Annotated in this window: 3 protein-coding genes; 1 reads left to right on the forward strand and 2 read right to left on the reverse strand. The window is 66.8% G+C overall.

What is annotated here, in order from left to right:
- The first annotated feature begins 18 nt into the window (after positions 1-18).
- Entirely contained in the window at positions 19-954 is a 936-nt protein-coding gene (locus JHC79_RS23240; protein ID WP_296395385.1) for a DUF5926 family protein, read from the forward strand.
- A gap of 76 nt (positions 955-1,030) precedes the next feature.
- Here the strand turns inward: JHC79_RS23240 and JHC79_RS23245 are convergent, their stop codons facing one another.
- Positions 1,031-1,591 (reverse strand): ferritin, encoded by a 561-nt coding sequence (locus JHC79_RS23245; protein ID WP_296395381.1) that lies wholly within the window; start codon positions 1,589-1,591, stop codon positions 1,031-1,033.
- A gap of 141 nt (positions 1,592-1,732) precedes the next feature.
- Positions 1,733-2,653: an LCP family protein gene (locus tag JHC79_RS23250; RefSeq protein ID WP_296395383.1), complete on the reverse strand. Its 921-nt coding sequence runs from the start codon at positions 2,651-2,653 to the stop codon at positions 1,733-1,735.
- Between the last annotated feature and the right edge of the window lie 175 nt (positions 2,654-2,828).

The following is a 2,828-nucleotide window of genomic DNA, read 5'->3' on the forward strand; positions in this document are numbered from 1 at the left end:
CGTAATAGGTTCGACACCATGGCAAAGAAGAGCAAGCGCGGAACTGGACGTCCCGGAAGCGACCGCGCGGAGCGCGTCGCGGCACGCAAGGCGCGGCAAGCGGAGGCGTCGGCCGCGCCGACCCGCCCGTTCGCCGGCCTCGCGGCGGAATGCGATCTGGTCGCGTTGCGCAGCTTCGTCGCCTCGGCCACGGCGTCGATCACGGTGCAGGGCGACGGTGTCGGCGCGAACTCGGTGAAGCTCGCGACGATCCTGCCCGGCGCCGTGCAGGCGCTGACCCGCGACGTCGACGGCGCCACCGAGGGGTTGGTGGCCCTGCAGACCGAGTTCGACGCCGCCGATGTCGCCGCCGAGATCGCGAGCGCACTGCGCTGGGCGTCGCAGGCCGACGGCGGGGATCCGTATGTCTCGTCGACCGACGCCACGGGCGACACCGCGGCGGGGATCGCCGATCTGGCCGCCACGCTGGGCGCCGAGACCCAGCTCGACATCACGCTCCACGACGACTTCTCGTGGTGGTTCGCCGACCAGGCCGACGTGACCCCCGAGATCGCCGCGATGATCGAGCAGGCCAGCACCTCGATCATGCCGACCGCCCGCATCGGTGGCGGTCTGTCGGGTGCGCCGTGGTGGGTCGACGCCGGCGAGCGCGCACACCTGCGGTGGGTCCGACCCGAGTCGGAGGACGACGTCATGAGCGCGCTGGCGCGGATGCATGCGGCGGGCAAGCTCACCCTCGGTGACGGGTCCAAGTTCGCCGGGTCGTTCCGCACGCACGGACTGCTGGTGCCGGTGTTCGACCTCGACAACGAGATGCACCCCGACGAGTGGACCACCCCCTGCGCGACCTTCGAGGCCGACCTCGTCGCAGCCCTCGCCGAGACCGGGGATCTGACCGGTGAGCAGCGCCGGTCCCGTGACGGGATCCGCGGACGCCAGGTCACCCTGCGCTGACGGGATCACCCCGACAGACAACTGAGCCGCCCCACGGTGTGTGGGGCGGCTCAGTCGGGGCTGCAGAGTGGTCTGATTACATGCTTCCACCGGCGATGGACGGCGCGGTCGCGTCGGCCTCCGCGCTCACGTTGAGCTCGCGCTGGACGAAGTTCTCCAGGTCGAAGGTGTTGCCGTTGCAGCGCTCGGCGACGGTCTCGAGGGTCGTCATCACGGCGACCTCCTCGACCTGTTCCTTGAGGAACCACTGCATGAACTGCTCGCCGAGGTAGTCGCCCTCGTCGCGGGCGGTGCGGGCCAGGGTGATGATCTGGTCGGTGACCGTCTGCTCCTGGTGCAGCGCCAACTTGATCGGCTCACGGAACTCGCTGAAGTGGCTCTGCGGCTCGGCGATGCCGGGCACGGCCACGGCGATGTCGCGGTCGAGGAAGTACTGGATGATCATCATCGCGTGATTGCGCTCTTCGACCGACTGGGCGTAGAAGTGCTTCGCCAGCTGCGGGAGATCCTCGTTCGCGTAGAACGACGCGAGGGCGATGTACTGCTGCGACGCCGCGAACTCGTGCGCGATCTGGTCCTGCAGGAGTTCGTGGAAACGGGTCATGGTGCTCGCTGCTGAGCGTGTGGTGACGGACATGGCCACGACATTAGGACGCCCGAAATGTCTTGTCATCCAAGCTGAACCTTAGTAAGGATGAGCTGGCCTGGTTCGCGTAGGCAAACCTAATCGGCCGCACAAATCGCGAGATGACAACGCGCACAACCATTTCCGTGACCGCTAGCTGACGGCGCCGCCGGTGTTCTGCAACAGCTCTGCGGGCACCGTCACATCCTTGGCGATGTGGTCGAAGAACGTGGTGGTGTCATCGTCGACCGCGAGTGCGTCGCCGCTGTCGGTGCTCTCCGGTCCGCCGTTCGGGGTCGTGGTGGTGAGCGGATCGCTCCGGAGCGCCCACGCGAGCAGTGCGAGATTCCAGATGTGGTCGCCGTTGTCGACGGTGATGGCCGAGACCGTGCCGCTCACGAACGGGAACAACCGGAACGGGTTGAGCACGGTCGACGCCCCGGACGCTTTCGACATCAGTGCGCTGAGGAACTTCCGCTGGTTGACCACACGCTCGAGATCGGCGTTGGGGAAGGCGCGGGTACGCACCAGTCCGAGGGCCTGCTGTCCGTTGAGATCCTGACAGCCCGGCCGCAGGTTCAGACCGGCCTTGGGATCCCGCAGGCGTTGGTCGATGCAGATGTTGACCCCACCGACGGCGTCGACGAGTTTGTCGAAGCCACCGAACCCGATCTCGGCGTAGTGGTCGATGTGCACCTTCGTGAACGTCTCGATGGTCTGCACCAACAGTTTCGGCCCACCGTTGAATGCCGCGTTGATCTTGTTCGGTCCCTGACCCGGGATGGTGACGTAGAGGTCGCGGGGGATCGAGATGATCATCGCCTTCCCGCTGCTGGGGATGTGGATGAGCATGATCGTGTCGGTCCGTTTGCCGTCGCTGTCGCCGGTGGCGAGCTGTCGCTTCTGCTCGGCCGAGAGGTCGGCCCGCGAATCCGAGCCCACCAGAAGCCAATTGGTTCCCGGGGTGTCGCGGACGCGGCCGGGATAACTGCTCAGCGCGTCGACCCGGTTGAGCTTGGAGTCGTAGTAGAAGGTCAGCCCGGCGATGCCGACCACGATCACCAGCAGCAGCACCAGCAGGCTGCGTACGACGGGTATGCGGCGACGTCGGCGGGGTCGCCGAGGGGGCGGACCGGGTGTAGATGCTCCGCCCAGAAGTCGAGCGTCTGGTATTTATCCGTGTGACTATTTGGCCCCATGGCTGCCGGCGGAGCGCCGCGGCTTGCATCCTCGAGCGAGCCGGGTTCTT

Source organism: Williamsia sp. (genome assembly GCF_016462415.1).
In the GTDB taxonomy this organism is placed as follows: Bacteria; Actinomycetota; Actinomycetes; order Mycobacteriales; family Mycobacteriaceae; genus Williamsia_A.